This is a genomic window from Pseudomonas sp. UBA1879, assembly GCF_002338065.1.
Lineage (GTDB): Bacteria > Pseudomonadota > Gammaproteobacteria > Pseudomonadales > Pseudomonadaceae > Aquipseudomonas.
The window spans coordinates 673,316-696,293 of the sequence record NZ_DDHJ01000015.1 but is presented as its reverse complement, the minus strand read 5'-3'; the positions used below and the strand labels follow the sequence as shown (position 1 = coordinate 696,293).

At 61.4% G+C, this 22,978-nt stretch carries 19 protein-coding genes; 13 read left to right on the top strand and 6 right to left on the bottom strand.

The genetic code is table 11. From position 1 onward, the window contains the following. The first annotated feature begins 836 nt into the window (after nt 1-836). The 8 genes from B3N48_RS18215 (at nt 837) to B3N48_RS18180 (ending at nt 9,953) form a co-directional block, all read left to right on the top strand. Nucleotides 837-1,733, top strand: coding sequence for a sigma 54-interacting transcriptional regulator (locus tag B3N48_RS18215; protein ID WP_296186071.1), 897 nt, complete (start codon nt 837-839; stop codon nt 1,731-1,733). Nucleotides 1,734-1,816: 83 nt separating this feature from the next. Then, nucleotides 1,817-2,728, top strand: coding sequence for a sigma 54-interacting transcriptional regulator (locus tag B3N48_RS18210; protein ID WP_296186068.1), 912 nt, complete (start codon nt 1,817-1,819; stop codon nt 2,726-2,728). A gap of 167 nt (nt 2,729-2,895) precedes the next feature. Further along, entirely contained in the window at nt 2,896-4,791 is a 1,896-nt protein-coding gene (locus tag B3N48_RS18205; protein ID WP_296186065.1) for a bifunctional sugar phosphate isomerase/epimerase/4-hydroxyphenylpyruvate dioxygenase family protein, read from the top strand. Between the two features lie 101 nt (nt 4,792-4,892). Then, nucleotides 4,893-5,564 (top strand): TetR/AcrR family transcriptional regulator, encoded by a 672-nt coding sequence (locus B3N48_RS18200; RefSeq protein WP_296186062.1) that lies wholly within the window; start codon nt 4,893-4,895, stop codon nt 5,562-5,564. 17 nt (nt 5,565-5,581) lie between these two features. Then, complete coding sequence (locus tag B3N48_RS18195) at nt 5,582-6,961, top strand: MFS transporter (RefSeq protein ID WP_296186061.1); 1,380 nt, start codon at nt 5,582-5,584, stop codon at nt 6,959-6,961. Nucleotides 6,962-7,097: 136 nt separating this feature from the next. Beyond that, complete coding sequence (locus tag B3N48_RS18190; protein ID WP_296186060.1) at nt 7,098-7,865, top strand: SDR family NAD(P)-dependent oxidoreductase; 768 nt, start codon at nt 7,098-7,100, stop codon at nt 7,863-7,865. A 15-nt stretch (nt 7,866-7,880) separates the two neighbouring features. Beyond that, nucleotides 7,881-9,089 (top strand): acetyl-CoA C-acyltransferase, encoded by a 1,209-nt coding sequence (locus B3N48_RS18185; RefSeq protein WP_296186059.1) that lies wholly within the window; start codon nt 7,881-7,883, stop codon nt 9,087-9,089. Between the two features lie 90 nt (nt 9,090-9,179). Next, nucleotides 9,180-9,953, top strand: coding sequence for an enoyl-CoA hydratase (locus B3N48_RS18180; protein ID WP_296186057.1), 774 nt, complete (start codon nt 9,180-9,182; stop codon nt 9,951-9,953). 12 nt (nt 9,954-9,965) lie between these two features. On the opposite strand, the gene B3N48_RS18175 is transcribed toward B3N48_RS18180, so the two are convergent. Beyond that, nucleotides 9,966-11,531 carry a type VI secretion system Vgr family protein gene (locus B3N48_RS18175; RefSeq protein ID WP_296186055.1) on the bottom strand — a complete coding sequence of 522 codons (1,566 nt, stop codon included), beginning with the start codon at nt 11,529-11,531 and terminating at the stop codon, nt 9,966-9,968. A gap of 336 nt (nt 11,532-11,867) precedes the next feature. On the opposite strand from B3N48_RS18175, the gene B3N48_RS18170 reads away from it, so the two are divergent. Further along, on the top strand, nt 11,868-12,569 hold the full coding sequence (locus B3N48_RS18170) for a YebC/PmpR family DNA-binding transcriptional regulator (protein WP_296186053.1): 702 nt from the start codon (nt 11,868-11,870) through the stop codon (nt 12,567-12,569). A gap of 234 nt (nt 12,570-12,803) precedes the next feature. On the opposite strand, the gene B3N48_RS18165 is transcribed toward B3N48_RS18170, so the two are convergent. Both B3N48_RS18165 and B3N48_RS18160 read right to left on the bottom strand, forming a co-directional pair. Beyond that, a complete protein-coding gene (locus B3N48_RS18165; protein WP_296186051.1) occupies nt 12,804-14,090 on the bottom strand; it encodes a leucine-rich repeat-containing protein kinase family protein in 1,287 nt (428 codons plus the stop codon). 56 nt (nt 14,091-14,146) lie between these two features. Further along, nucleotides 14,147-14,695, bottom strand: coding sequence for a TetR/AcrR family transcriptional regulator (locus B3N48_RS18160; RefSeq protein WP_296186050.1), 549 nt, complete (start codon nt 14,693-14,695; stop codon nt 14,147-14,149). Between the two features lie 178 nt (nt 14,696-14,873). Between B3N48_RS18160 and B3N48_RS18155 the strand changes: the two genes are divergently transcribed. Next, nucleotides 14,874-16,007, top strand: coding sequence for an MFS transporter (locus B3N48_RS18155; RefSeq protein WP_414704257.1), 1,134 nt, complete (start codon nt 14,874-14,876; stop codon nt 16,005-16,007). 74 nt (nt 16,008-16,081) lie between these two features. Next, nucleotides 16,082-17,677 (top strand): lactate dehydrogenase, encoded by a 1,596-nt coding sequence (locus tag B3N48_RS18150; protein ID WP_296186046.1) that lies wholly within the window; start codon nt 16,082-16,084, stop codon nt 17,675-17,677. 748 nt (nt 17,678-18,425) lie between these two features. On the opposite strand, the gene B3N48_RS18145 is transcribed toward B3N48_RS18150, so the two are convergent. Together B3N48_RS18145 and B3N48_RS18140 are read right to left on the bottom strand one after the other, a co-directional pair. Continuing rightward, on the bottom strand, nt 18,426-19,184 hold the full coding sequence (locus tag B3N48_RS18145; RefSeq protein WP_296186045.1) for an anti-sigma factor family protein: 759 nt from the start codon (nt 19,182-19,184) through the stop codon (nt 18,426-18,428). Next, nucleotides 19,181-19,693, bottom strand: a complete 513-nt coding sequence (locus B3N48_RS18140; RefSeq protein ID WP_296186043.1) for an RNA polymerase sigma factor — start codon at nt 19,691-19,693, stop codon at nt 19,181-19,183. The genes B3N48_RS18145 and B3N48_RS18140 overlap by 4 nt, the downstream gene beginning before the upstream one ends. Before the next feature lie 179 nt (nt 19,694-19,872). Between B3N48_RS18140 and B3N48_RS18135 the strand changes: the two genes are divergently transcribed. Both B3N48_RS18135 and B3N48_RS18130 read left to right on the top strand, forming a co-directional pair. Then, nucleotides 19,873-20,958: a catalase family peroxidase gene (locus B3N48_RS18135; RefSeq protein ID WP_296186040.1), complete on the top strand. Its 1,086-nt coding sequence runs from the start codon at nt 19,873-19,875 to the stop codon at nt 20,956-20,958. Continuing rightward, nucleotides 20,955-21,500, top strand: a complete 546-nt coding sequence (locus tag B3N48_RS18130; protein WP_296186038.1) for a cytochrome b — start codon at nt 20,955-20,957, stop codon at nt 21,498-21,500. Before B3N48_RS18135 ends, B3N48_RS18130 begins: the two co-directional genes overlap by 4 nt. Before the next feature lie 206 nt (nt 21,501-21,706). On the opposite strand, the gene B3N48_RS18125 is transcribed toward B3N48_RS18130, so the two are convergent. Then, nucleotides 21,707-22,888 (bottom strand): M14 family metallopeptidase, encoded by a 1,182-nt coding sequence (locus B3N48_RS18125; protein WP_296186036.1) that lies wholly within the window; start codon nt 22,886-22,888, stop codon nt 21,707-21,709. Nucleotides 22,889-22,978 lie beyond the last annotated feature (90 nt).

Below are 22,978 nucleotides of genomic sequence, written 5' to 3'. Positions count from 1 at the left end.
TAGCCAGCTATCGACTTAGCATTTCGGGGCACACTTGATTCATGCTCTGCTGCTATAACATTACGTTACGAATTTTTGTGTCACATGGCGGAAACCGGCCATACCGCATTTGCCTGAAACCCTTGTGCTTTGGGGCTTCTCGCGACCTGTTGCTGAATGGATACAGCTTCGTTCGGAAAACCGAATGCAAGAAATTGGATCCGCGAATGCCATTAATAGTCGTTGGATACAATATGTAAGCACCGATAGTTAGTGGCGTTAGTTCTGACGTTACATGAGTGCTGCTGTCGATAATCGCCTAATTAATTAGCTAAGCCGCAGATAAGAAGTTTACAAGTTGCACGTTATAAGCGAATCCTATTTTAAAGCGTCGCAGATTTGAGTTTCGGCAAGTACTCTTCAAGCAAATCGGCAAAGAGCGCGCTTGATTTGATTAGCGATCCGCAGCCAAAAAGAGCTGTCGCGAAGGTCGTCACCTGATAGTGAATCATCTGCCACGGTTTAACACGTTGACTAGCAGGGCGTTTTGGCCCGGCGCCTATGGCCGCTGGGGGTGATTCCGCGACGGTGCAAGTGCACCTGGGCACACGGTGAGTAAAAAAGTTAAATACGCGTTTGAAACTATCGATTCAACTTCGCATATTCAAGTAGAGTGAAGTCACATTGCTATCACCGGGGAACTCTGTGAACAGGTTCTCATTGGGCACGGGAACTAAAATTAACTATTGCTGCCTTTATTAGGCGTGGTACTAATAAGTCGCTTGCACCCAATATGAGAGGTATCGATGAAGGAAGAAGTCGATGTAAGCGGATGGTCATCTTCAGAGATTCATACAATGCTGGATGTTGATCATATAGCGTTGAATACCGCGAGTTTGAGCATGGATCTGTTGCTGTGCGGAGAGACAGGCACCGGCAAGGACACCTTGGCCAACGCCATACACCAGCGGTCAGGTCGCACCGGCGCCTTCGTCGGCATGAACTGCGCGGCCATCCCTGAGGCACTGGCGGAGAGTCAGCTGTTCGGCGTGGTCAACGGCGCCTACACGGGCGTCACCCGATCGCGCCAGGGGTACATCGAAGCGGCCAACGGCGGCACCTTGTACCTGGATGAAATCGACAGCATGCCCCTTAGCCTTCAAGCCAAGCTCCTGCGCATCCTCGAAACCCGAGGGATCGAGCGCTTGGGCTCCACCGCCTTCATTCCCGTAGACCTGCGGGTGATCGCCTCGGCGCAACGGCCGCTGGATGAACTCGTGGAACAAGGGCTTTTTCGTCGCGACCTGTTCTTTCGCCTCAATGTGCTGACGATCCAGATGCCAGCCTTGCGTAACCGCCGCGAACAGATCCTGCCGTTGTTCGACCAGTTCACCCACTCCATTGCCTGCGATTTCGATCGTGCCGTTCCCCCGCTCGACAACGGCCGGGTTCAGCTGCTGCTGAGCCACGCCTGGCCCGGCAACATTCGTGAACTCAAATCAGCGGCCAAACGTTTCGTCCTCGGCTTCCCGCTGCTGGGCGCGGACATCGAGCCGGATCGCGACCCTGAAACCGGGCTTAAAACCCAGTTGCGGGTGATCGAAAAAATGCTCATCGAAGACGCGTTCAAGCGCCACAAACACAGCCTCGATGCGGTGATTCAGGAGCTGGAGATTCCCCGGCGCACCCTGTATCACCGGATGAAAGAACTGGGGCTGAGCTGCCTCGGCGCGCCCGATCCGCTGTTTTCGTAACGCCTGACGCCTGCTGTCTCCGTATCGCTCGGCCTGTCCGCAGCGCAGGCGACGTCAGGCCCGTGACTTGACAGAGGTTGGGGATGAGTCTCGACGATTTTTTTGACGATGAAAGGGCAGAAGACCCACAGGTGCCGAACCTGACGGTGATCGCCCAGAGCATTTCGCAACTGGGTATCGATGTGCTGCTGTCGGGTGAGACTGGCACGGGTAAGGACACCGTGGCCGAACGCATCCATGGTTTGTCGGGCCGCAAGGGACGGCTGGTGGCGATGAATTGCGCAGCGATCCCGGAAACCTTGGCCGAGAGCGAGCTGTTTGGGGTTGTCAGTGGCGCCTACACCGGGGCAGATCGATCCCGTGTCGGCTACATCGAAGCCGCACAGGGCGGAACGCTGTACCTCGATGAAATCGACAGCATGCCCCTCAGCCTCCAGGCGAAATTGCTGCGGGTGCTGGAAACACGAGCCTTGGAGCGGCTGGGGTCGACGACGCCCATTGCACTGGATGTGTGCGTGGTGGCGTCAGCGCAGCACGCGCTGGACGTGTTGGTGGAGGAGGGGCGATTTCGTCGGGATCTGTACTTTCGGCTCAACGTGCTGACCCTGAAGTTGCCGCCCCTGCGGTCGCAACGTGAGCGAATCATTCCGCTGTTTCACCGCTTCGCCCTGGCGTCGGCGCGTGAATCGGGGCTGGCGATGCCGGAGGTGAGCTCGGTATTGCGCCATGTGCTGTTGAACCACGACTGGCCAGGGAACATCCGCGAGCTCAAGTCGGCGGCCAAGCGGTTTGTGTTGGGGTTTCCGTTGCTGGGGGAGGATCCCGTTGAAGAGAAAGCATCGTCGACGGGTTTGAAGTCACAGTTGCGGGTGATCGAGAAGATATTGATTCAGGCGGCGTTGAAACGGCACAACAACAGCATCGATGCCGTGAGTGAGGAGCTCAACATCCCGCGTCGGACGCTTTACCACAGGATGAAGGAATTGGATGTTTGAAGCATCTGCCGTGTCGATCCCGCCAACCGGCTGACGCAGTTCTGATAAAAACTAACCGGTACGTACATTCTCATTGCGTTGACGGCATGCGCTAAGAATAATCGCCCCCGAGACCGAGATCACAGCTTGGCACTGTTTCTCAGGGGCATTTATTCAGGAGTCACACTATGCAGCGCTCGATTGCCACCGTTTCCTTGAGCGGAACCCTCCCGGAAAAACTCGAAGCCATTGCCGTCGCCGGCTTCGATGGCATTGAACTGTTCGAAAACGACCTGCTGTGCTACCACGGCAGCCCGCGCCACGTGAGGCAAATGTGCGCTGACCTCGGCCTTGCAATCACCTTGTTTCAACCGTTTCGTGATTTCGAAGGCTGTCGCCGCGATCAGTTGCCAGGCAACCTGAACCGGCTCGCGCGCAAGTTCGATCTGATGCAGGAACTGGGCACCGACCTCATGTTGGTGTGCAGCAACACCGCCAGCGATGCCCTCGGGGATGCGCACATTCTGCGGGACGATTTGGCCTTGCTGGCCGAGCGGGCCGGGGCGCGTCAACTGCGAGTAGCTTACGAGGGCCTGGCGTGGGGGCGGCACGTCAACACCTGGCAGCAGGCGTGGCACCTTGTGCGTCAGGTCGATCATCCTGCACTGGGGCTGGTCCTCGACAGTTTCCATACGTTGTCTTTGCAAGGCGACCCCGGCGCGATTGCTGATCTTCCCGGCGAGAAAATCTTTTTCGTGCAGATGGCCGACGCGCCGCTGCTGGCCATGGACGTAGAGGCGTGGAGTCGGCATTTTCGCTGTTTCCCGGGGCAGGGCGAGTTCGACCTGCCCGGTTTTCTCGCGCCGATTCTGCGCAGCGGCTACACCGGGCCGCTGTCGCTGGAGATCTTCAACGATGTTTTTCGCGCGACGCCGGCCCGTCCCAATGCCGCCGATGCCTTGCGTTCGCTGCTGTACCTGGAAGAGAAAACCCGCGCGCGGTTGGCCATGGACGCACGGCCCGTCGCCCCCGAGCTGCTGTTCAGCCCCCAGGCCGCAGGTCCCTATGATGGCATCGCATGTCTTGAATTCGCTGTGGATGCCGCGCAAAGCACACGGCTTGGGGATTGGTTGAACACCCTCGGGTTCACCCGATGGGGTCAGCATCGGGCCAAGGCAGCAGATCTATATGGCCAGGGTGACATCAGGATCGTACTCAATGCCGAACCAGACGCGTTCGCCCATCGCGTGGGTGAATCCCACGGCCCTTCGCTGAGGGCCATGGCGTTGCGTGTCGAGAATGGCAATGCGGCACTGGCGCGCGCCCGTCAGTACACGGCCCAGCAGCATGGTGCCCACGCTGGGCTTGACGACGCTGATACGCCGGCCGTGCGCGCCCCGGATGGCAGCCTGATTTACCTGGTCGAACCTGCTGCGCCGGGGCAGTCGATCTACGACCGTGACTTCCTTCTCGAGCCCCCAGCCGCCGCCGTGGGCGGCTTGCAACGCATCGACCACGTGGCCATGGCGCTGCCTGCGGACAGCCTCGACGGCGGGGTGCTGTTCTACAAGAGCCTGCTGGATTTCGACGCCGAGGACGAAGTGGCGCTGCCAGGTCCTTACGGTCTGGTGAAAAGCCGGGCCGTGCGCAGCCGCTGCAGCACCGTTCGCCTGCCGCTGAACGTTTCCCGACAAGGCGACACAGCGGTTGCTCCCGCGCTGTCGAGTGACCGCGGCGCGGGCCTGCACCACATCGCCTTCGCCTGCGACGACATTTTCGCGCGGGTGGGGAGGGCAAAAGCGTTGGGCCTGCCGATGCTGCAGATCCCGCGGAATTACTACGATGACCTCGCGGCCCTGTTCGATTTCGGTGACGAATTCATCAGCCAATTGGCGTATCACAACGTCCTGTATGACCGCGATGCAGACGGCGGCGAGCTGTTTCATGCCTACACCCAACCCTTTGAGGACTGTTTTTTCTTCGAAATCCTGCAACGCAAGCAGGGCTACGCCGGTTATGGCGCGGCCAACGTTCCCGTGCGTCTGGCGGCGATGGCCGCGGCACGCCATGACACGCCACGGTAAATGAGTGAGTGCGCGCGCTTCGGCATGCTGGCATATGCCACTTCCGAAACGTGACGCTGCGGCTCATAATCCCCGCACTCCTCCGTGGTCGTGAGCCAAGCATGAAAACTGTCGACGATACCCTTGTCGAAGCGTCCGTAGAGTCGCCACGCAAGGGTCGCAAGAACAATCCGGAAAAAACCCGCGACGGCATCCTTCAAGCCGCTGTCGCCGAGTTCGTTGCCCAAGGCCTGTCGGGCGCTCGGGTCGATGCCATCGCCGAGCGCACGCAAACTTCCAAGCGCATGATCTATTACTACTTCAACAGCAAGGAGCGGCTGTACAGCGAAGTCCTGGAGAAGTTGTACGGCGACATTCGGCACACTGAAAGCAGCCTGGAACTCGACGTGTTGCCACCCCTGGCGGCGATCCAGCGTCTGGTGGAATTCACTTTCGATCACCACGACCGCAACGTCGATTTTGTACGCATCGTCTGCATCGAGAACATCCACAACGGCGAAAACGTCAAGCAGTCGCCGAGCATTCGAGCGCTCAGCCAGCACATATTGCAGGCACTGGACGAAACCTTGCGGCGGGGTGAAAAGGAAGGGGTGTTTCGCGAAGGGGTTCAGGCGGTCGATCTGCACATGCTGATCAGCTCGTTCTGCTTCTATCGCGTCTCCAACCGCCACACGTTCTCGGAAATCTTTCAGATCGAACTCGAAGACCCGCAGATCAAGGCCCGGCACCGGGCGATGGTGAGCGATTCGGTGCTGCGGTATCTGGCGCCCTGACCCGAGGAAAGCTTTCGATGGCGCAACGCTCATCCACGCTAATCGCGCTGCTGGTGGCGGTCACGTTCTTCATGGAAAACCTCGATGCCACGGTGATCGCCACGGCTTTGCCGGAGATGGCCAACACCTTCGGTGTCGCTGCGGTCGACTTGAACATCGGCATGAGCGCCTACATGCTGGCCATCGCCGCATTCATTCCCATCAGCGGCTGGCTGGCGGATCGCCTGGGCTCTCGGTCAGTGTTTGGCGGGGCCATCGTGCTGTTCACCCTGTCTTCATTGCTGTGTGGCCTGAGCGCTGACCTTGAAACGTTCGTGGCCGCGCGGGTGTTGCAGGGCATCAGTGGCGCGATGATGGTGCCGGTCGGTCGGCTTGCCGTCATGCGCGCCACCGAAAAGAAAGACTTGGTGCGTGCCATTTCCCTGATCACCTGGCCGGGGCTGGTCGCGCCGATTCTCGGGCCTCCGCTGGGCGGCTTCATCGTTACCCATGCGTCCTGGCCGTGGATTTTCTACTTGAACCTGCCGCTGGGCGTGCTGGCGTTGATATCCACGTGGGTGTTGATCCCCCGGCGCAATGAGGTCAGCCAGCGGGCCTTCGACTTTCCCGGTTTTGTGCTGGTGGCCCTGGCCTGTACCACGCTGCTGTACGGCATGGAAATGTTGGGGCAGGGGCACGGCAGCCACTGGCCGGGGCTGGCGGTCACGAGTGTCGGGTTGATCAGCGCTGCGCTGGCCTGGTCGCACATGGGCAAGCGGGCGGAGCCATTGCTCAACATCGGTGTGGTGGGCATTCCCACGTTCAGCGTCAGTCTGTTCGGCGGTTCGTTGTTTCGCGTCGCCATCAGCACGTTGCCGTTTCTGCTGCCGCTGATGTTTCAGCTGGGCTTCGGCCTGTCAGCGTTCGACGCCGGCCTGCTGGTGTTGGGCGTGTTCGCTGGCAACCTGGCGATGAAACCGTTCACCAGCCCGATCATGCAGCGCTGGGGTTTCCGGGCGGTGTTGATGGGCAACGGGGCGATCGCCGCGTGCGCATGGCTCGATGAGCGCATGAGTTCAGCGCTGATTCTGTTCATTCTGTTCGTCGGCGGCCTGTCACGCTCGATGCAATTCACGGCCTTTAACACCTTGGGCTTCGCCGATGTGCCGAAGCCGCAAATGAGTGACGCGTCGACGATGTTCAGCATGTTTTTCCAGTTGAGCATGGGCATGGGCGTCGCCATTGGCGCGCTACTGTTGCGGGGTTCGATGTACCTGCACGGCAATGACGGGCAAGCCCAGACCGTCGATTTCCAGTTGACCTTCATCGGTGTCGCGCTGATTGCGCTACTGGCATTGCTGGATAACCGGCGCCTCTCGGCCGAATCTGGCGAGGCGGTGTTACAGCGCAAGTCCTAGAGCGCCAGCCCTTTCGACGCCTCGGCGCGCACTGCCCAAAACCGTCACCACCGTTGCTCGCTTTGACTATTGCCCATTGCGTGGACAGAGCGGAGTATTTCGTCCGCGAACAATAAAAAGATAAGGACGAATAATCATGCAGATCGAGGGCAAGGTATTTCTGGTCAGCGGCGGCGCGTCGGGTCTGGGCGCAGCGACCGCGCAGATGCTGATCGAGGCAGGCGCCAAGGTCATGTTGGTCGACGTCAACGCACAGGCACTGGAAAGCCGCCTGCAGGCTCTTGGCCGCGACGCGCGGGCCAGCGTCACCGACATCACCAGCGAAGCTGCCGCTCAGGCCGCGGTGGACAAGACGCTGGCCGAATTCGGCCAAGTCAACGGCTTGATCAACTGCGCGGGCATCGTCGGCGCGGAGAAGATCCTCGGCAAGGAAGGGCCTCACGGTCTGGACAGTTTCAGTCGCGTCATCAATGTCAATCTGATTGGCAGCTTCAATCTCTTGCGGCTGGCCGCTGCCGCCATTGCCGAAGGGGCCGCAGATGAAGGCGGCGAGCGCGGGGTGATCGTCAACACGGCGTCGGTGGCCGCGTTCGATGGCCAGATCGGCCAGGCCGCTTACGCGGCGTCCAAGGGCGCCATCGCCAGCCTGACCTTGCCCGCCGCCCGCGAGCTTGCTCGTTTCGGCATTCGGGTCATGACCATCGCCCCCGGCATCTTCGAGACCCCGATGATGGCAGGGATGACCCCGCAAGTCCGCGAGAGCCTGTCCGCTGGCGTGCCATTTCCGCCCCGGCTCGGCAAACCTGACGAATACGCCGCCCTGGTGCGCCACATCATCGAAAACAGCATGCTCAACGGCGAGGTGATCCGTCTCGACGGCGCCTTGCGGATGGCGGCACGCTAATCGGAGAGTTTCCACATGCCACAGAACCAACGTCAGCCACAGCCCGAAGATCCGGTAGTGATTGTCAGCGCCGCCCGTACGCCCATGGGCGGCTTTCAAGGTGACCTCAAGAGCCTGACCGCGCCGCAACTCGGTTCGGCGGCTATTTGCGCAGCGGTTGAGCGGGCAGGGCTCGCAGCGGCTGATATCGAACAGGTGTTGTTTGGCTGCGTGCTGCCCGCTGGCCTTGGCCAGGCCCCCGCGCGCCAGGCCGCATTAGGCGCAAGCCTGAGCAACGGCACACTGTGCACGACCCTGAACAAAATGTGCGGTTCCGGCATGCAAGCGGCGATCATGGGCCACGATCTGCTGCTGGCAGGGAGTGCAGACGTCGTGATCGCCGGCGGCATGGAAAGCATGTCCAATGCGCCGTACCTCCTGGACAAGGCGCGGGGCGGCTACCGCATGGGGCATGGGCAGATTGTCGATCACATGTTCCTCGACGGGCTGGAAGACGCGTACGACCGGGGCCGTCTGATGGGCACCTTCGCTGAAGAGTGCGCGTCGTTTAACAGCTTCAGTCGCGAAGCTCAGGATGCGTTTGCCATTGCCTCGCTGACCCGTGCTCAAGACGCGATGAAACAGGGCCATTTCGACGCCGAAATCGTCCCGGTGCAGGTGACAGTGGGTAAAGAGCAAAAAACCATCACGCAAGACGAGCAGCCGCCGAAAGCCAGGCTGGACAAAATTCCGCAGCTTAAGCCCGCTTTCCGCGACGGCGGCACGGTCACAGCGGCCAATTCAAGTTCGATTTCCGATGGCGCGGCCGCCTTGACCTTGATGCGTCAGTCCCACGCCGAGCGGCGAGGGTTGAAGCCTCTGGCGGTGATTCGCGGCCACGCGGGCTACGCCAACCAACCGAACCTGTTCCCGACAGCCCCGGTGGGCGCCATTGAAACACTCATGCGCAAGACCGGCTGGTCGCTGGGCGACGTCGACCTGTTCGAAATCAACGAGGCGTTTGCCGTGGTCGCGTTGGTGACCATGAGTAAGCTTGATTTGCCCCACGAAAAAGTGAACGTCAACGGCGGCGCCTGTGCCTTGGGTCACCCTATCGGTGCGTCGGGTGCAAGGATTCTGGTGACGCTGTTGTCGGCATTGAAGCAGCGCGGGCTGACCCGTGGGGTGGCCGCCATCTGCATTGGCGGCGGCGAAGCCACAGCGATGGCATTGGAGATCGTATAAGCCTTTTGAATCATGGGGTTGCGTTCGAAAGCTCATCTTGGCTCATGTCGTTTCGAGCTTTTGCATCATTTAATAAAAGGAAGAAAAACAATGGATTACGACACAATCCTCAAAGAGATTAGAGGTCGGGTGGCTTTGTTGACCCTGAATCGGCCGCAAGCGCTCAACGCCCTGAATGCTCAATTAATCAACGAACTCAATCATGCGCTGGACGCACTGGAGAGCGACAGCGACATCGGTTGCATCGTGCTGACGGGTTCTGCCAAGGCCTTCGCCGCCGGCGCCGATATCAAGGAAATGGCTGAACTGAGCTACCCGCAGATTTACCTCGACGACCTGTTCAGCGACAGCGATCGCGTTGCCAACCGGCGCAAGCCGATCATCGCGGCGGTGTCTGGCTTCGCTTTGGGCGGCGGCTGTGAATTGGCGCTGATGTGCGATTTCATCCTGGCGGCTGACAATGCCAAATTCGGTCAACCAGAGATCAAGCTCGGCGTGTTGCCGGGCATGGGCGGCACCCAGCGCCTGACCCGCGCGGTGGGCAAGGCCAAAGCCATGGAAATGTGCCTGACCGGTCGCATGATCGACGCCGAAGAAGCCGAGCGCTCCGGTCTGGTGGCGCGCATCGTTCCCCAGGCGCAATTGCTGGAAGAGGCGCTCAAGGTTGCTGAAGGCATCGCCGCCAAGTCACTGCCGGTGGCGATGATGGTCAAGGAAAGCGTCAACCGCGCGTTCGAGGTCAGTCTGTCCGAAGGCATTCGCTTCGAGCGCCGGGTCTTCCATTCGGCATTTGCCAGCGCCGACCAGAAGGAAGGCATGGCTGCGTTCATCGAAAAGCGCGAGCCGGTGTTCAAACACCGCTAAGGGGCCAGCCGGTTAAGCGGGGTCGTCAGCGGGCATGCGCGGGGTGTAGCGCACACCCTGTTCGCTGATGTGCAACGTTGCCCCGGCGCCGCGCAGGGTCAGCGGTTGAGGACTGTCGATGTGCAAGGGCTCGGGCTTGCGGTCCGCTGCCGAAGGCGAGCTGGCAGAACGTGGGCCTGCGTCATCCACATGCGCAGGCGGTTCCGCACGCATCTCCACCACGCCGCAGACCAGCGGCTGATCAGGGTCGCCTTCGAAGAAGCCAATGTGCAGCATCGATCCTGCCTGCCGCTCATCCAGACTGCCGGCGACACGCGCCCAGCTGTCAAGCGAGCCGCTTTCCGGCCCGCTTCCTTGCCATTGATAACGGATCCTGACACGGCCCGCCGTGTCCGCCGGCTCATCCACCCACGTCGCAAGGTCGGTCGAGGTGATGATCGGCTTCGGGTGTTCAATCGGCGGACGATACGGCAAAGTCCACGGCAGCACGCGAAAGCTGTTTTCGTAGCCAGCCAGCGCAGGCCGATCCGCGCCAGGCGAGAGAAGAAGCCATCGGCCGATTTCCCGGTCGGGGGTGTCTGCTGACGCCATCGCCTGCAACATGTGGATTACGTCGAGGGACGCGCAGCCTTTCAGCGGCGCCAGTTGCCAGGCGCTGTGCCGCACGTCCGTCAACAGCCACTGATCGTTGAGCCACGGTTCTGGCTGCTCCTCGACACGCATCACCAGGCCAGCGCGTAACCAGGGCAGACGGCTGCGGCCAAGGATGTCACGTCGCTCACAGCGCAACCGTTCCAGCAAGCGAGCGCTGAGTTGCTGGCGTTGTCCGGACGCACGCTGGTCGTTCGGCCCCACGCACAGTGGCTGATTATCGGCATCGGTGGGTCGCCGCGCAGGGGCGAAATGCTGGGGGGTGTAACGCTCGCCGGCCTGACTGCTGTAGCTGGTGCGCGCCGACAACTGCTCGGCCAGATGATCGACGAAAGCTGCCGTCGGCCATTCCGGAAAACCCATCGGGTCGTCGGAAAATACCAGTGTGTGCCGCTGAACATGATGTTCGTGACGAAAGGCGATGCCTTCCTCTTCGCACAGTCGGTGCAGAAAGTGCAGGTCACTTTCGTCGTATTGCAGGCACTGGGCTCGGCGCGGGTACACACCCACCAAGCGGTCAAAGCGAAATTCGTCGTCGCCCATGCCGTTGTCGTGCAGCAGGCGCAGGAGGATCTGCGGCACACTCAGGCCATTGAACGCCCGGCGCCGAGGCGCACTGCACAGGCGCTGAAGGGCGGGCATCAGGCGTAGTCGATACAGGCTGAGGTCTTTGCCACGGTGCAGCTGTCGGGCATCGTGGATCTGGCCATGCACGCCATGCACATGAGCGGCGCCTGTGCCGATATGCAACCCGGCATCGCATGACCTCAACGACGCGAGGTCAAGGGCCGGCTCGGGCGTCACCAGATCGATATCAAAGCAGAAGGGCGCATTCAGTCGGTCGCGGCCGGTGACGCCGATGACCAGCAGATCGCTTGGGCGGTTGGCGATGGCCAGGGTCATCGTCACTTGCGATTCTTCGTGCATCAGGAGGGGCACCGTGAAATTTCGGGGTGCAGAGGGTACGAAAAGCTACAGCACAAAGGGGGGCAATCCGAATTTTCGGAAGCGGACTACACGTCACGTCATGTTATCCAGCAGGCCGTGTGGACGTTTTCCGCGAAACTTATCGGCAATCGTTTGATCGGCGACAGCACGTCGGGGGTTTCATATGACGCCAGCGCGTATAAAATGCGGCGGGCGCCAGAGGTCTGTCATGGCGTGTCAGCATCGTTCACCCTTTTCAGATTCATCGTCTTCGATCCGACGCGCCACGCCGGGTCGGCCTCGACGGTTTATTGCCACCGGAACAAGAGAGTAATCATGGGCGCACAGTGGAAGGTCAAACACAAAGAAGCAGCAGCCAACGCCAAAGGCAAGATTTTCGGCAAGCTGTCCAAGGAGATCATGATTGCCGCGCGTTCCGGCGCTGATCCCGACATGAACTCGCGTCTGCGTCTGGTGGTCGAGCAGGCGAAAAAAGCGTCAATGCCGCGCGAGACTCTGGAGCGCGCGATCAAGAAGGGCGCGGGTCTGCTGGGCGAGCACGTGCATTTCGAGAAAGTGACCTACGAGGGCTTCGCGCCGCACAAAGTGCCGGTGATCGTCGAATGCCTGACCGACAACGTCAACCGCACCGTTGCCGAAATTCGCGTGCTGTTCCGCAAGGGTCAGATGGGTGCTGCGGGTTCCATCACCTGGGATTTCGACCATCTGGGCATGATCGAAGCCGCGGGCGACGGCAAGGCCGACCCTGAAGAAGCCGCCATCGAAGCCGGTGCCCAGGACGTCGAGCCTGGCGAAGAGGGTGTCACCCTGTTCTACACCGAAGTCACCGACCTGGACGCCGTGTGCAAGGCGTTGCCGGATCAGGGCTTCACCGTCGAGTCCGCCAAGATCGGCTACCGCCCGAAAAACCCGGTCTCCGGCCTGAGCGACGAACAAATGGCCGAAGTCGAAGCGTTCCTCGAAGCGATCGACAGCCACGACGACGTGCAGGACGTTTACGTCGGTCTGGCGGGTTGATTTGAACGGCAGGTCAGAGAGCTGAGCGCTGACTGACCTGCCGTCGTCTTCCAATCGCGACCCGTGCCTGCCTGCCGCTACGCTGGCAAGGATCGCGGCGGCGCGAAGGCAGGGGACGCCGCAAATCCTGTGGGAGACGCCGGAGGGACGACGGCAGCGAAGGCGGCATAACGGACGACGCACGTGCAGCTGGCCCACTGCCATCGTCCTGTGCGCTGTAAACCCTCAACGTCCTCAAACTTCCAAAGAACCGAGCACTTCAGCGAATCCCGGTCGCTTCGCGACCTGTGGCTGAACACAGCGCTCAATCAACCCCCGCAACCGCACGGTGTCTGCATCGCCCGCGGCGCAGCACGCTAGCAACTCTTCCAGCAGGATCCCGAAGGCGCGCACTTCGATACGCTCCAGCAGCGCGCCCGTGTGTGCATCCGGATAAAACGCCGCTGCACCAAAATCCCCCAGCAAGCTCTCGCCGTGCTCTTCCCAGAGGATGTTGTGCGCGTACAGGTCGCCATGATTGATGCCGCGTGCGTGCAAATGCTGGCAGGCGGCAGCGATGCCGTGGGCCATTTGCTGAAGGGTCTCCAGACGCAGACGCGTGCCGCTATACACATCGCGGGTACAGGATTCCAGGCTGGGTGGGCGGGCCAGGGTGATGTAGCGAGGTGAAATCAACGCCATCACCAGTCCACGCGCGTGCTGTGGATGGCCGGAGACTCGGCCGGCGACAGGAATCAGATTCGGGTGCTGCCCCGCCGCAATGCACGCCGCCATCTCGTTCAGCGGTGAGCCATCGCTGGTCAGCTCGCCCTTGTAAAGCTTGACCGCGACCTCTTCAGCCATGCCGTCTTCGTTCAGCCATTCAGCCTGTTGAATGACCCCGGACGCACCTTCCCCCAGCACCTGGTGCAAGGTCAGTTGCGACCAGGGAATCTGCCGGATCGGTTCTTCGGTGTGGATGTCGTTCAGCGGGTTGCCGGAGAACGCCAGCCAGGCGAGCGCAGGCATGTGCAGCAACCAGTGGGGTAATTGGCGCATCTCGTTCGACGCGATGCGCACCAGCTCCAGGCGTTGGCAAGCCGCGAGGGATGCGGGCAGGGTGCGCAGGCGATTGCCGGCCATCATCAGTTTTTGCAGGTGTTGGCACTGGCCCAGTGCTTCGGGCAACGACTCGATCCGGTTGTCTGTCAGCACCAGCGAGCGCAGCCGGGGTGGCAGCGCCTGAGGTGGCACATCGACGATCCGACAGGCTTTGAAGCCAACGAAAAACAAGTGCTCGCACTGGCCCAGCGCTTCAGGCAAGCGGGTGAACAGGTTGTTGGAGCAGAACAGAATCTTCAGGTGTTTGAGCCGGTGCAGATCGGCCGGTAATTCGGTGAGTTGGTTGTCTGACAGGTTCAGCACTTCCAGCGAGTCACTGAGGGTGAAGATCTCGTCAGGAAAGGTCGTGAGGCCGCAGCTGAGGTCCAGCCGCGTGCTGCCCGCCAGCGTACCGGCGCGCAGGTCTGCAAGGGTGTGCATGGGAAGAGGCCCGTGGTTCAGAGCCCGTCATCATAGCGAGTTCGTGGGCGGCGCGCTCAGCCCAGGCAGCGATCGAGCAGTTGATGCATGCGTTCGAGGGTCGGCGCCGACTCCGCGTAGAGGATCCGATAGACCATCGGCGCCACGACAGCATCCACCAGGTCGTCGGCCGACGGGCTGCGTTCGCCGCGCAAACGGGCGCGGTCGATGATGATCTGCAATTGATCGCGGACGATGTTCAGGCATTTGCCCGAGCACAGGGTGGCGCTGCTGGCGACCACGTCGCGCATCATTTCGCGGCCCGGAGCCGAGTTGGTTTCTTCGAGGTAGACCTCGACCCAGGTGCGCAAATCTTCGCGCAGGCTGCCGCAATCCACCGGCTCGTCCGGACGCAACCGCTCCACCGCCGCGTCGGCCAGCAACGAGGTCAGGTCGCCCCAGCGACGGTAGATGGTGGAGGGCGTGACGCCCGCTCGGGCAGCGATCATGGGCACGCTCAGCGCCGATCGGTCTTGCTCTTCGAGCAGATCGCGCACGGCGGCGTGGATCGATGTCTGCACCCGGGCGCTGCGGCCGCCGGTACGAATGCCTTCTTTGATAGCCATGGATCGGACCTTAACACAAAGTATTTGCTTTAAGCGGAATCTGCTCGCACACTCGCTAACGCAATTCCGTAGCTTTAATGCCGTGTTTTTTTGGGAGAGTGTACGCGTGTCTGAATCGTTGCAGAACCCACCAGTCGATGGTCGGAGCCGAGGGCAACTCGGGTATCTGGCGTTTGTGATGCTGTGCTTTTTCGCAGCGTCCAGTGCGCCGACGCCGCTTTACCACGTGTATCAGCAGGCATGGGGCTTTTCCTCGGCTTTGTTGACGCTGATTTTCGCGGTCTACGCGTTGAGCCTGCTGGCCACGCTGTTGGTGTTCGGATCGCTGTCGGACTACCTCGGCCGACGCCCGGTGATTTTGGTCGCATTGCTGCTGGAGGTCTTGTCGATGCTGCTGTTCATCAGCGCTAGCGATGTCAGCTGGCTGATTGCTGCGCGCGTGGTGCAAGGCATTGCCACCGGTATTGCCTCCAGCGCGCTGGGTGCGGCGATGCTCGACACCGATCAGCATCAGGGCCCACTGATCAACAGCATCACGCCGATGTTTGGCATGGCGCTGGGCGCACTCGGTACCAGTGCGTTGGTCGAGTACGCGCCGATGCCGTTGCTGCTGGCCTACCTTCTGCTGCTGGCAGCGTTTGTCGCGCAGATCCTCTATCTCTGGCGCGTGCGGGAGACCGTGACGCCGCAGCCCGGTGTGCTGAAAACGCTGATACCCAGACTCTACGTACCCCGGCGGGCGCGCAGCACCTTGCTGCTGGTATTGCCGGCCGACATTGCCGCCTGGGCTTTGGGCGGGTTTTTCCTGTCGCTTGCGCCGTCCTTGCTGGCCGCGGCAACCGGGTCGACTTCCGTGCTGCATGGCGGCCTTGCGGTGACGGCCCTGACGATCAGCGGCGCGATCTCCATCATGAACTTGCGCCTGCGGGCGCCTCAATTGGCGTTGCAGGTGGGGTGCAGCTTTCTGGGCCTGGGCGTGTCGGTAATATTAGTGGCCGTGAATGCGGGCTGGCTGTGGCTGTTTTTCACCGGCGCGGTCGTGGCAGGCATCGGCTTCGGCGCCAGCTTTCTGGGCGCCTTGCGCCTGTTACTGCCGCTGGCCGAGGCACACGAGCGCGCGGGGCTGATGTCCACGTTCCTGGCGTTGAGTTACCTGGCGTTCTGCATCCCGTCGCTGTGCGCTGGGCTGGCGGTGAAAAGCGAGGGGCTGTTGATCACCACCAATGTGTACGGTTCGGTGGTGATCGTGCTGGCGTTGCTGGCACTGGCCGGGTTGCTGTTGCAGCGTATGGCCAAGGTGCGCGAGGCCTGATCCTGCTCAAGTCATGGCAGACCGTGCCGATACCCTATTGGGACCTTGTCGACTCAATTGAGCATGGAACAGCTATGACTGCGATTTCCCCGATCACCGCCGCGCAGCCGCTGATGGTTGCCAAAACGGCTGCCCCTCAGCCGTCGACGACCTCTGTCGTAGAGACGGCCACAGGTGCGGCATCCCCTTCGTCTTTGGTGATGCTCGGCCAAGACACCAGCGTCATCAATGCGCAGACCTACACCGCCCGCGGGCTGATCGCCGACGCCGACGTGGCGCCGGCCTGGGAATACACCCGCCAGGACGCGGTCACTCTAGCCATGCAAGGCAACTTCAGTACGTCAAGCGGCGCTGGGCGCTTCCAGGGACTCGGCGCCACTTTGCTCGAGCAGTTGGCCCAGACCGGCAAGGGCATATCCCAGTCGGTGATCAGTTCGTCGTCGGGTCGAGCGCTGGAGCCCGCCGAACTGGCCGCCGCCCAAGACAAACTGCACAGCACCGCCGACAACAGCATCAGCCTGACGCTCAAGACCGCCAGCGGCAAGACCGTGCAGCTGATGCTCTCCAGCAGTGAAAACGGCTTGGCGGTGCAGGCACAGATCAGCGGCGGCGACCTGAGTGACGATGAGATGGCTGCTCTCGGCAAGATGGCCAGCAGCTTCCAATCGGCGATTGACGGTCTCACCGGGAAACCGCCGCAGCTCAAACTGGACGGCTTGACGCAATACGACGGCGACGTGTTCACCTCGGTAGCCCTGAGCACGCGCGTGCGACTCAACGATGGCAGTGTCCAGACCCTGGACATGAGCGCCGATGCCGATCAACGCTCGGTACGCATGAGCGGCGCATCGGGTGATCTGAACCTCTCAGTGGACTTGAAGAACGCGGCCATCATCGGCGACAGCGACCAGCAAGCGAAAGCGCTGAAAAGCTACGTGAGCCAGATCGAAGCCGCCCGTACTCGGGGCGACGGTGACGCCCAGTTGTTGTCGATGTTCGAGGACGGCTTCAAGACGCTGCACAGCCACTATCCGGGCGCTCGTCCGTCCACCGCACCGCAAACGCTCGACGACATTGCGCTCACTGACGTCGACCACGGCCTGCTGACCGGCCTCGGTGATTTCAAGGCTTCCGTGACCCAGAGGACCGAGGTCAGCAACCCGGCCCGCCTCGACGAGCTGGATGCGTTTTCCTATGACCTGTCACAGACGACGCAATCGAAAGGCCGGGATCAACTGAACCGGACGATCGTGCAGGATCAGCAATCCCACTTGGTCGCCAGCTATCACAAGCCTGTCGTTGCAGGGCAGAAACTGGACCTGACCCGCGATCCGGCGTCACAGAGTTACCTGTATTACCAGATCAATGATCAAGCCAGCAGCACGACCCGAGTTGGCTATGAAAAAGGGGCATTGGTGCAGGCGTCGGTCAGCCAGTCGGCGAGTCAGTCCACGCGCATTTCCAAATACCTGATGGGGCATCTGGAAAGCGACACCCGCACGCCACTGTCGTCCTCGAAAACCCGGAATGTCCTGTCCGTGTTGCAACAGGCGCTGCAACAGGACAAGGAATCGAGACAGGGCCGAGGGGTATCGACCCTCAAAGACACCCTGGCCAGCATTCAGGAAAAAGTCTTGTTGCAGAGCAGCGCGAGCGGGTTGGACGGCTGAATGGACGCGGGCGTCGGCGCATGACGCCATCGCGGCCGTCGTGCCTCCGGCGGCTCCTACAAGGATCGTGTTCATCCGGCGGGAATGCGCGATGGGGGCAGTTGTATCAACTAGACACATGACACCTGTCCGCTGCGCTGTTTTTGTAGGAGCTGCCGGAGGAACGACGGCCGCGAATGGTCGTTCAGTTGCAGATGGGTTATCTGATACAACGCCATCGCGGCCGTCGTGCCTCCGGCGGCTCCTACAAGGATCGTGTTCATTCAGCGGGAATGCGCGATGGGGGCAGTTGTGTGAACTAAACACATGACACCTGTCCGCTGCGCTGTCTTTGTAGGAGCTGCCGGAGGAACGACGGCCGCGAATGGTCGTTCAGTTGCAGCTGAGTCAGCTGACACACCGCCATCGCGGCCGTCGTGCCTCCGGCGGCTCCTACAAGGATCGTGTTCATTCGGCGGGAATGCGCGATAGGGGCAGTTGTGTGAACTAAACCCATGGCACCGGTCCGCTGCGCTGTTTTTGTAGGAGCTGCCGGAGGAACGACGGCCGCGAATGGTCGTTCAGTTGCCGATAGGTTATCTGACACACCGCCATAGCGCCGGTCCTCCCTCAGGCGGCTCCCACAGGATCAGTGTGTGTCGCCGATTTTCGGTGGGATGCTATCTCTGTGGAGACGCCCGAGGCACGACGGCATGGGAAGCGTCAGGGGGGCAGTCAAAGAGGCGTCTCTTCACTGACCCCGCTCATCTCAAATCGGCTGCCGCAGTGCCTGACGCGCGGCTTGGGCGGCGGGGTCATTCGCGGGGCTGACCACGGCGTAGTTGTAACCGCCGCCTGACCAGTAATCCGCTTCCAACTCGCCGTCCCGACGTGTGCCAGGGGTCAGCAGGTGGTTGTTCGGGCCTGGGGGGCGGATGTAGAAGCTCAGCGTCCGGCCCTGAGCGTCCTTATACACCACCATTGCGGCTGCGCCTTGCTCGGTGCTGGTCAGACGTCCACTCACCGGCTTGAAACCAGCGGCGGCCAGGTCCGGCAGGCGGTTGGCCTGGGCGAAATGCGCGTCCAGCCAGCCCTGAGCGTTGTTCGGCTTATCGGTGTTCCAGTCGCTGGCCATGCTGTCGTTGACCGCAAACATGCGATACGCCTGCACCGCATCGGCCATGGGTTGAACACCGCTGGCGAGGGTCATCTCCCGGGCCTGCCAGCCACTCAGGCCGCCGACGCCGACCGCTATCAACAGCACCGCGGCCGTGGCGAACTGGCGGCTGCGACTGCGGCGCAGACGTTGGCGGATGAACGCCGGGTCCAGGTCCGGGTTGGCCGGGCGATGCAGGTCGCCGCTGAGGCCGGCACGCAGGGCCTGCGCATCCCGCTGCCAGGCCTGCAATTGTTTCGCCAGCTCGGGATGAGTCGCCAGATACGTTTCCAGCGTCTGCCGGTCGGCATCGTTGAGCTGCCCATCGACATAAGCATTCAGGTCGCGTTCGCTAGGAGGCAAAGTGATCATTTCAGTATCCGCAGGGCAGGGGTGGTGATTTCGCCTTCGCTGAGCAGGCGTAAGGCCTGACGCGCGCGTGACAAGCGGGACATGACAGTGCCCACCGGCACGTCAAGGATCTCCGCCACTTCGTTATAACTCAAGCCTTCGACTGACACCCAGAGTAACAAGGCACGTTGTTCGGTGTTCAGCCGCTCGAACGCCTGCAGCGTGGTTTGCGCCACGACCGTACGTTCCACAGAGGGCTCGAAGTGATCTTCCTTGCCGCCGGTGAACAGCTCCAGCATCCGGCTGTATCGACGCGAACGTCGATGGGCGTCGAGAAATTGCCTATAAAGAATGGAGAACAGCCAGGCGCGCAGGTCTCCTTCAGGCCGCTTGCTGCTCCACGCAGACAGGGCTTTTTCCAGGCTCGCCTGCACCAGATCATCGGCCGTGCTGGGGTCGCGGGTCAGCGATGCCGCGAAGCGACGCATGCGCGGCAACAGCTCTCGTAATTGATCGTCGACATCATGCATAAGGTTGATTTCCTGATCGATCGGCGGGATCGCTTGGATCGTATGACCAGAAAGACGCACGCCGGTGCAGGTTATTCCAGCGCTGAAAAAATAAATATCGCACCCGGGAATAAATACCCCGAGTGCCGCGTCCTACCGCTACATGCATGCAGAGAGGCCCAAGGCCCGGAGTGTGACCGATGAGTGACCGTGAGCCGCCGTACCCCCGCAAACCCCCTTTGAACACGTCGCAGACGCTCGCTCGTCTGGCCGGCATCGGCCTGGTGGTGTTGATCGCCGCCGGGGCATTCGCCTACGTCAACGGCAGCCTCGACCCACAACGGTTGACGCCTGCGCGGGTGGTCGACGTGTTCGAGCACAGCAACGGTGTCCACCCTGGCTACCGTCGCAACCACCCGAAAGGCATCTGCGTTACCGGGTATTTTGATAGCAACGGCTCGGCCGCTGCCCTGTCCAAGGCCGAGGTGTTCGCCAGCGGACGCACCCCGGTGATCGGACGCCTGGCGCTGCCCACGGGAAATCCTTACTCACCCGATAGCGCCGCGCCCATCCGCAGTTTCGCCGTGCAGTTCACCCAGCCTAACGGCCAGCAATGGCGCAGCGGGATGAACAGCATGCCGGTGTTCCCTGTGGGTACGCCGCAAGCCTTCGTCGACCTGCAAAAAGCCACCGCGCCGGACCCCAAAACCGGCAAGCCCGACCCGGCGAAGCCGCCGGCATTCTTTGCCGCCCACCCCGAGGCGCAGCCGTTTTTGGCATGGGTCAAGACCGCCAAGCCTTCTGCGAGCTTCGTCACTGAGACCTACAACAGCGTGAACGCCTTCGTGCTGGTGGACGCTCAGGGCAAGCGACAGCCCGTGCGCTGGAGTTTGGTGCCTGACGCCAAGGGCGACGCGCCGGCACCAGACGCCAAGGATTATCTGCAGCAGGACCTGAGTGACAAACTGGCCAGTGGGCCGCAGCGTTGGAACCTGGTGCTGACCCTGGCCAATCCGAACGATCCGACCAACGACGCTTCGAAAACCTGGTCCGGCGATCACAAGACCGTGACCGCCGGAACGCTGGTGGTGGAGGGCGACAGCGCACAGCTGGACGGCCCTTGCCGCGACATCAACTTCGACCCGCTGGTGTTGCCGAGTGGCATCGAGGGCTCCGACGACCCTCTGCTTGCCGCGCGTTCTGCGGCTTACGCCTCGTCTTACCTGCGCCGCACCAGTGAAGTCGATCAGCTGAAAGCAGCGCCTGCCCAGGAGAAACAGCCATGAGTACGCCTAACCTGCATTTCTCACCCCTGGCGCGCGCGCTGCACTGGCTGATGGCGCTGATGGTGATCGCCATGCTGTTCATCGGTGCAGGCATGGTCGCCTCGGTTTCTGAACGCCATGAGTGGCTGCTGAACATCCACAAGCCGCTGGGCATTGCGATTCTGGCGCTGGTCATCGTGCGCCTGATTGTGCGCTTCACCACGCAAACGCCACCGCTGCCCGCCGATCTGCCGGCCGTGCAAGTACTGGCGGCCAAGTTCTCGCACTATCTTCTGTATGCGCTGATGCTGGCCATGCCGCTGATTGGCTGGGCGATGATTTCCGCGGCGGGTGACCCGGTGATGCTGGGCAGTTCGATGCGCTTGCCGTCGATCGTCAGTGCCCACGCGGAAACCTTCGCGTTGCTGCGCAGAGCCCATCGCTATCTGGCGTACCTGTTCTTCCTGACCATCCTCGCGCACTTGGCGGCAGCGCTGTTTCATGGCTGGATTCGCCGGGACGAGGTGCTGGACAGCATGTTGAGAGGGAAATCGCGGGGGTAGGGCGAAGATTGCGGCGCGCAAGTGAGGCCCGGAGGCGCGGGCATTGCGCGTTCATGGGCCTCGCCCGTGGGCGTTTCGATGTCGGCTGGCAAACCGCCTGCTTTGTACCTGTGGGAGCCGGCTTGCTGGCGAAAGGGTCAGTTCAGACACATCGAGGAGACTGATCGGACGCATTGGCCAGCACGCCGGCTCTCACAGCAACTGGGTCAGCGCAGAACCGAGACCATCTGCCCCAGCACGGTGAGCACATCACGCGCCAGTTGCTTGGAGCGTTTGCCCGACCAGCCGGTGACCCTATCCGGAGCGTCGTCGTTATCCTTGAACGGCATTTCCAGGGTCAGCGCCAGGCATTTGTAGCGTTCGCCGACGCTGTTGCAGGCCAGGTTCATGTTGGCCTTGCCGGGTTGACCTTTCGGGTAGCCGTAACGGGTCTGGAAATCTTTGGTCAGGCCGCTCAGGCGGGCACGGAAGTCGGCCTCCAGCGCTTTCTGTTGCTCGGTGTACCCCGGATTGCCCTCGCAGGCGGCCGTGAACACGTAAGGGATTTCTTCGTCGCCGTGCACGTCGAGGAACATGTCCACGCCGTATTTTTCCATCTGCTCCTTGACGAAAAATACTTCCGGACTGAGCTCCGGCGTCGAATCCTGCCAGGCGCGGTTGAGGTCTTTCCCTTGGGCATTGGTGCGCAGGTGGCCGTGAAACGAACCATCCGGGTTCATGTGTGGCACCAGGTACAGATCAGCCGACGCTAGCAGGGCTTGCAGCTCGGGATCATTGTCTTGCAGACGCTCGATGATGCCTTCCATGAACCATTCGGCCATGTGCTCGCCGGGGTGCTGCTGCGCGATGATCCAGATCTTGCGCTTGCCCGACGCGCCATCACCTTTGCGCAGCAAGGGAATGTCACGCCCTTCGACGCTTTTGCCGGTGGCCAGTTGCTCGGTGCCAGCGCGGCTCAGGGCCTGGTCGATCAGCCAGTCGTGACGCTCACGGCTATAGGGCTCGAAGTAGGCGAACCAGATCTGCGGTTGTTCAGGCGACAGCTCGAAATTAAGTGCTTTGCCGTCGAAGTGACTCGGCACGCGGAACCAAGTCTTCTGGTCGTAGGAGGCAACGGCGTTGTAGCCGGTCCATGCGCGGTTATAGCTGGATTCGCTGGCGTTGCTGAGGCTGAAGGCGTGAGGCTGGCCCACTTCCATCCCATCGACCTTGAAGTGGAACCACTGAAAATGCGGGCTGCGGGTGTCAGGGCGAATCGCCAACTGGATGTTTGTCGCACGACTTGCGTCGAGCACGACGATGTTGCCGCTGTCGAAATCGCAGGTAACGGAGAGGGCGGTCTGGGTCACGGAAAAGTCCTGAGTACGTAAGTGCCAACTCAGCGCCATGGCAGGCCGTATCCATGAACAGGAGGGCGTTGCTGGGCTGTTATGACAGCTACTTTACACGCATCGGGTCCGCGATCGGCGACAGAAACG

Coding starts and splice junctions, on each gene's coding strand:
- B3N48_RS18215 (WP_296186071.1), top strand. CDS start 837: ATGCTGGATGTTGATCATATAGCGTTGAATACCGCGAGTTTGAGCATG.
- B3N48_RS18210 (WP_296186068.1), top strand. CDS start 1,817: ATGAGTCTCGACGATTTTTTTGACGATGAAAGGGCAGAAGACCCACAG.
- B3N48_RS18205 (WP_296186065.1), top strand. CDS start 2,896: ATGCAGCGCTCGATTGCCACCGTTTCCTTGAGCGGAACCCTCCCGGAA.
- B3N48_RS18200 (WP_296186062.1), top strand. CDS start 4,893: ATGAAAACTGTCGACGATACCCTTGTCGAAGCGTCCGTAGAGTCGCCA.
- B3N48_RS18195 (WP_296186061.1), top strand. CDS start 5,582: ATGGCGCAACGCTCATCCACGCTAATCGCGCTGCTGGTGGCGGTCACG.
- B3N48_RS18190 (WP_296186060.1), top strand. CDS start 7,098: ATGCAGATCGAGGGCAAGGTATTTCTGGTCAGCGGCGGCGCGTCGGGT.
- B3N48_RS18185 (WP_296186059.1), top strand. CDS start 7,881: ATGCCACAGAACCAACGTCAGCCACAGCCCGAAGATCCGGTAGTGATT.
- B3N48_RS18180 (WP_296186057.1), top strand. CDS start 9,180: ATGGATTACGACACAATCCTCAAAGAGATTAGAGGTCGGGTGGCTTTG.
- B3N48_RS18175 (WP_296186055.1), bottom strand. CDS start 11,531: ATGCACGAAGAATCGCAAGTGACGATGACCCTGGCCATCGCCAACCGC.
- B3N48_RS18170 (WP_296186053.1), top strand. CDS start 11,868: ATGGGCGCACAGTGGAAGGTCAAACACAAAGAAGCAGCAGCCAACGCC.
- B3N48_RS18165 (WP_296186051.1), bottom strand. CDS start 14,090: ATGCACACCCTTGCAGACCTGCGCGCCGGTACGCTGGCGGGCAGCACG.
- B3N48_RS18160 (WP_296186050.1), bottom strand. CDS start 14,695: ATGGCTATCAAAGAAGGCATTCGTACCGGCGGCCGCAGCGCCCGGGTG.
- B3N48_RS18155 (WP_414704257.1), top strand. CDS start 14,874: ATGCTGTGCTTTTTCGCAGCGTCCAGTGCGCCGACGCCGCTTTACCAC.
- B3N48_RS18150 (WP_296186046.1), top strand. CDS start 16,082: ATGACTGCGATTTCCCCGATCACCGCCGCGCAGCCGCTGATGGTTGCC.
- B3N48_RS18145 (WP_296186045.1), bottom strand. CDS start 19,184: ATGATCACTTTGCCTCCTAGCGAACGCGACCTGAATGCTTATGTCGAT.
- B3N48_RS18140 (WP_296186043.1), bottom strand. CDS start 19,693: ATGCATGATGTCGACGATCAATTACGAGAGCTGTTGCCGCGCATGCGT.
- B3N48_RS18135 (WP_296186040.1), top strand. CDS start 19,873: ATGAGTGACCGTGAGCCGCCGTACCCCCGCAAACCCCCTTTGAACACG.
- B3N48_RS18130 (WP_296186038.1), top strand. CDS start 20,955: ATGAGTACGCCTAACCTGCATTTCTCACCCCTGGCGCGCGCGCTGCAC.
- B3N48_RS18125 (WP_296186036.1), bottom strand. CDS start 22,888: ATGGCGCTGAGTTGGCACTTACGTACTCAGGACTTTTCCGTGACCCAG.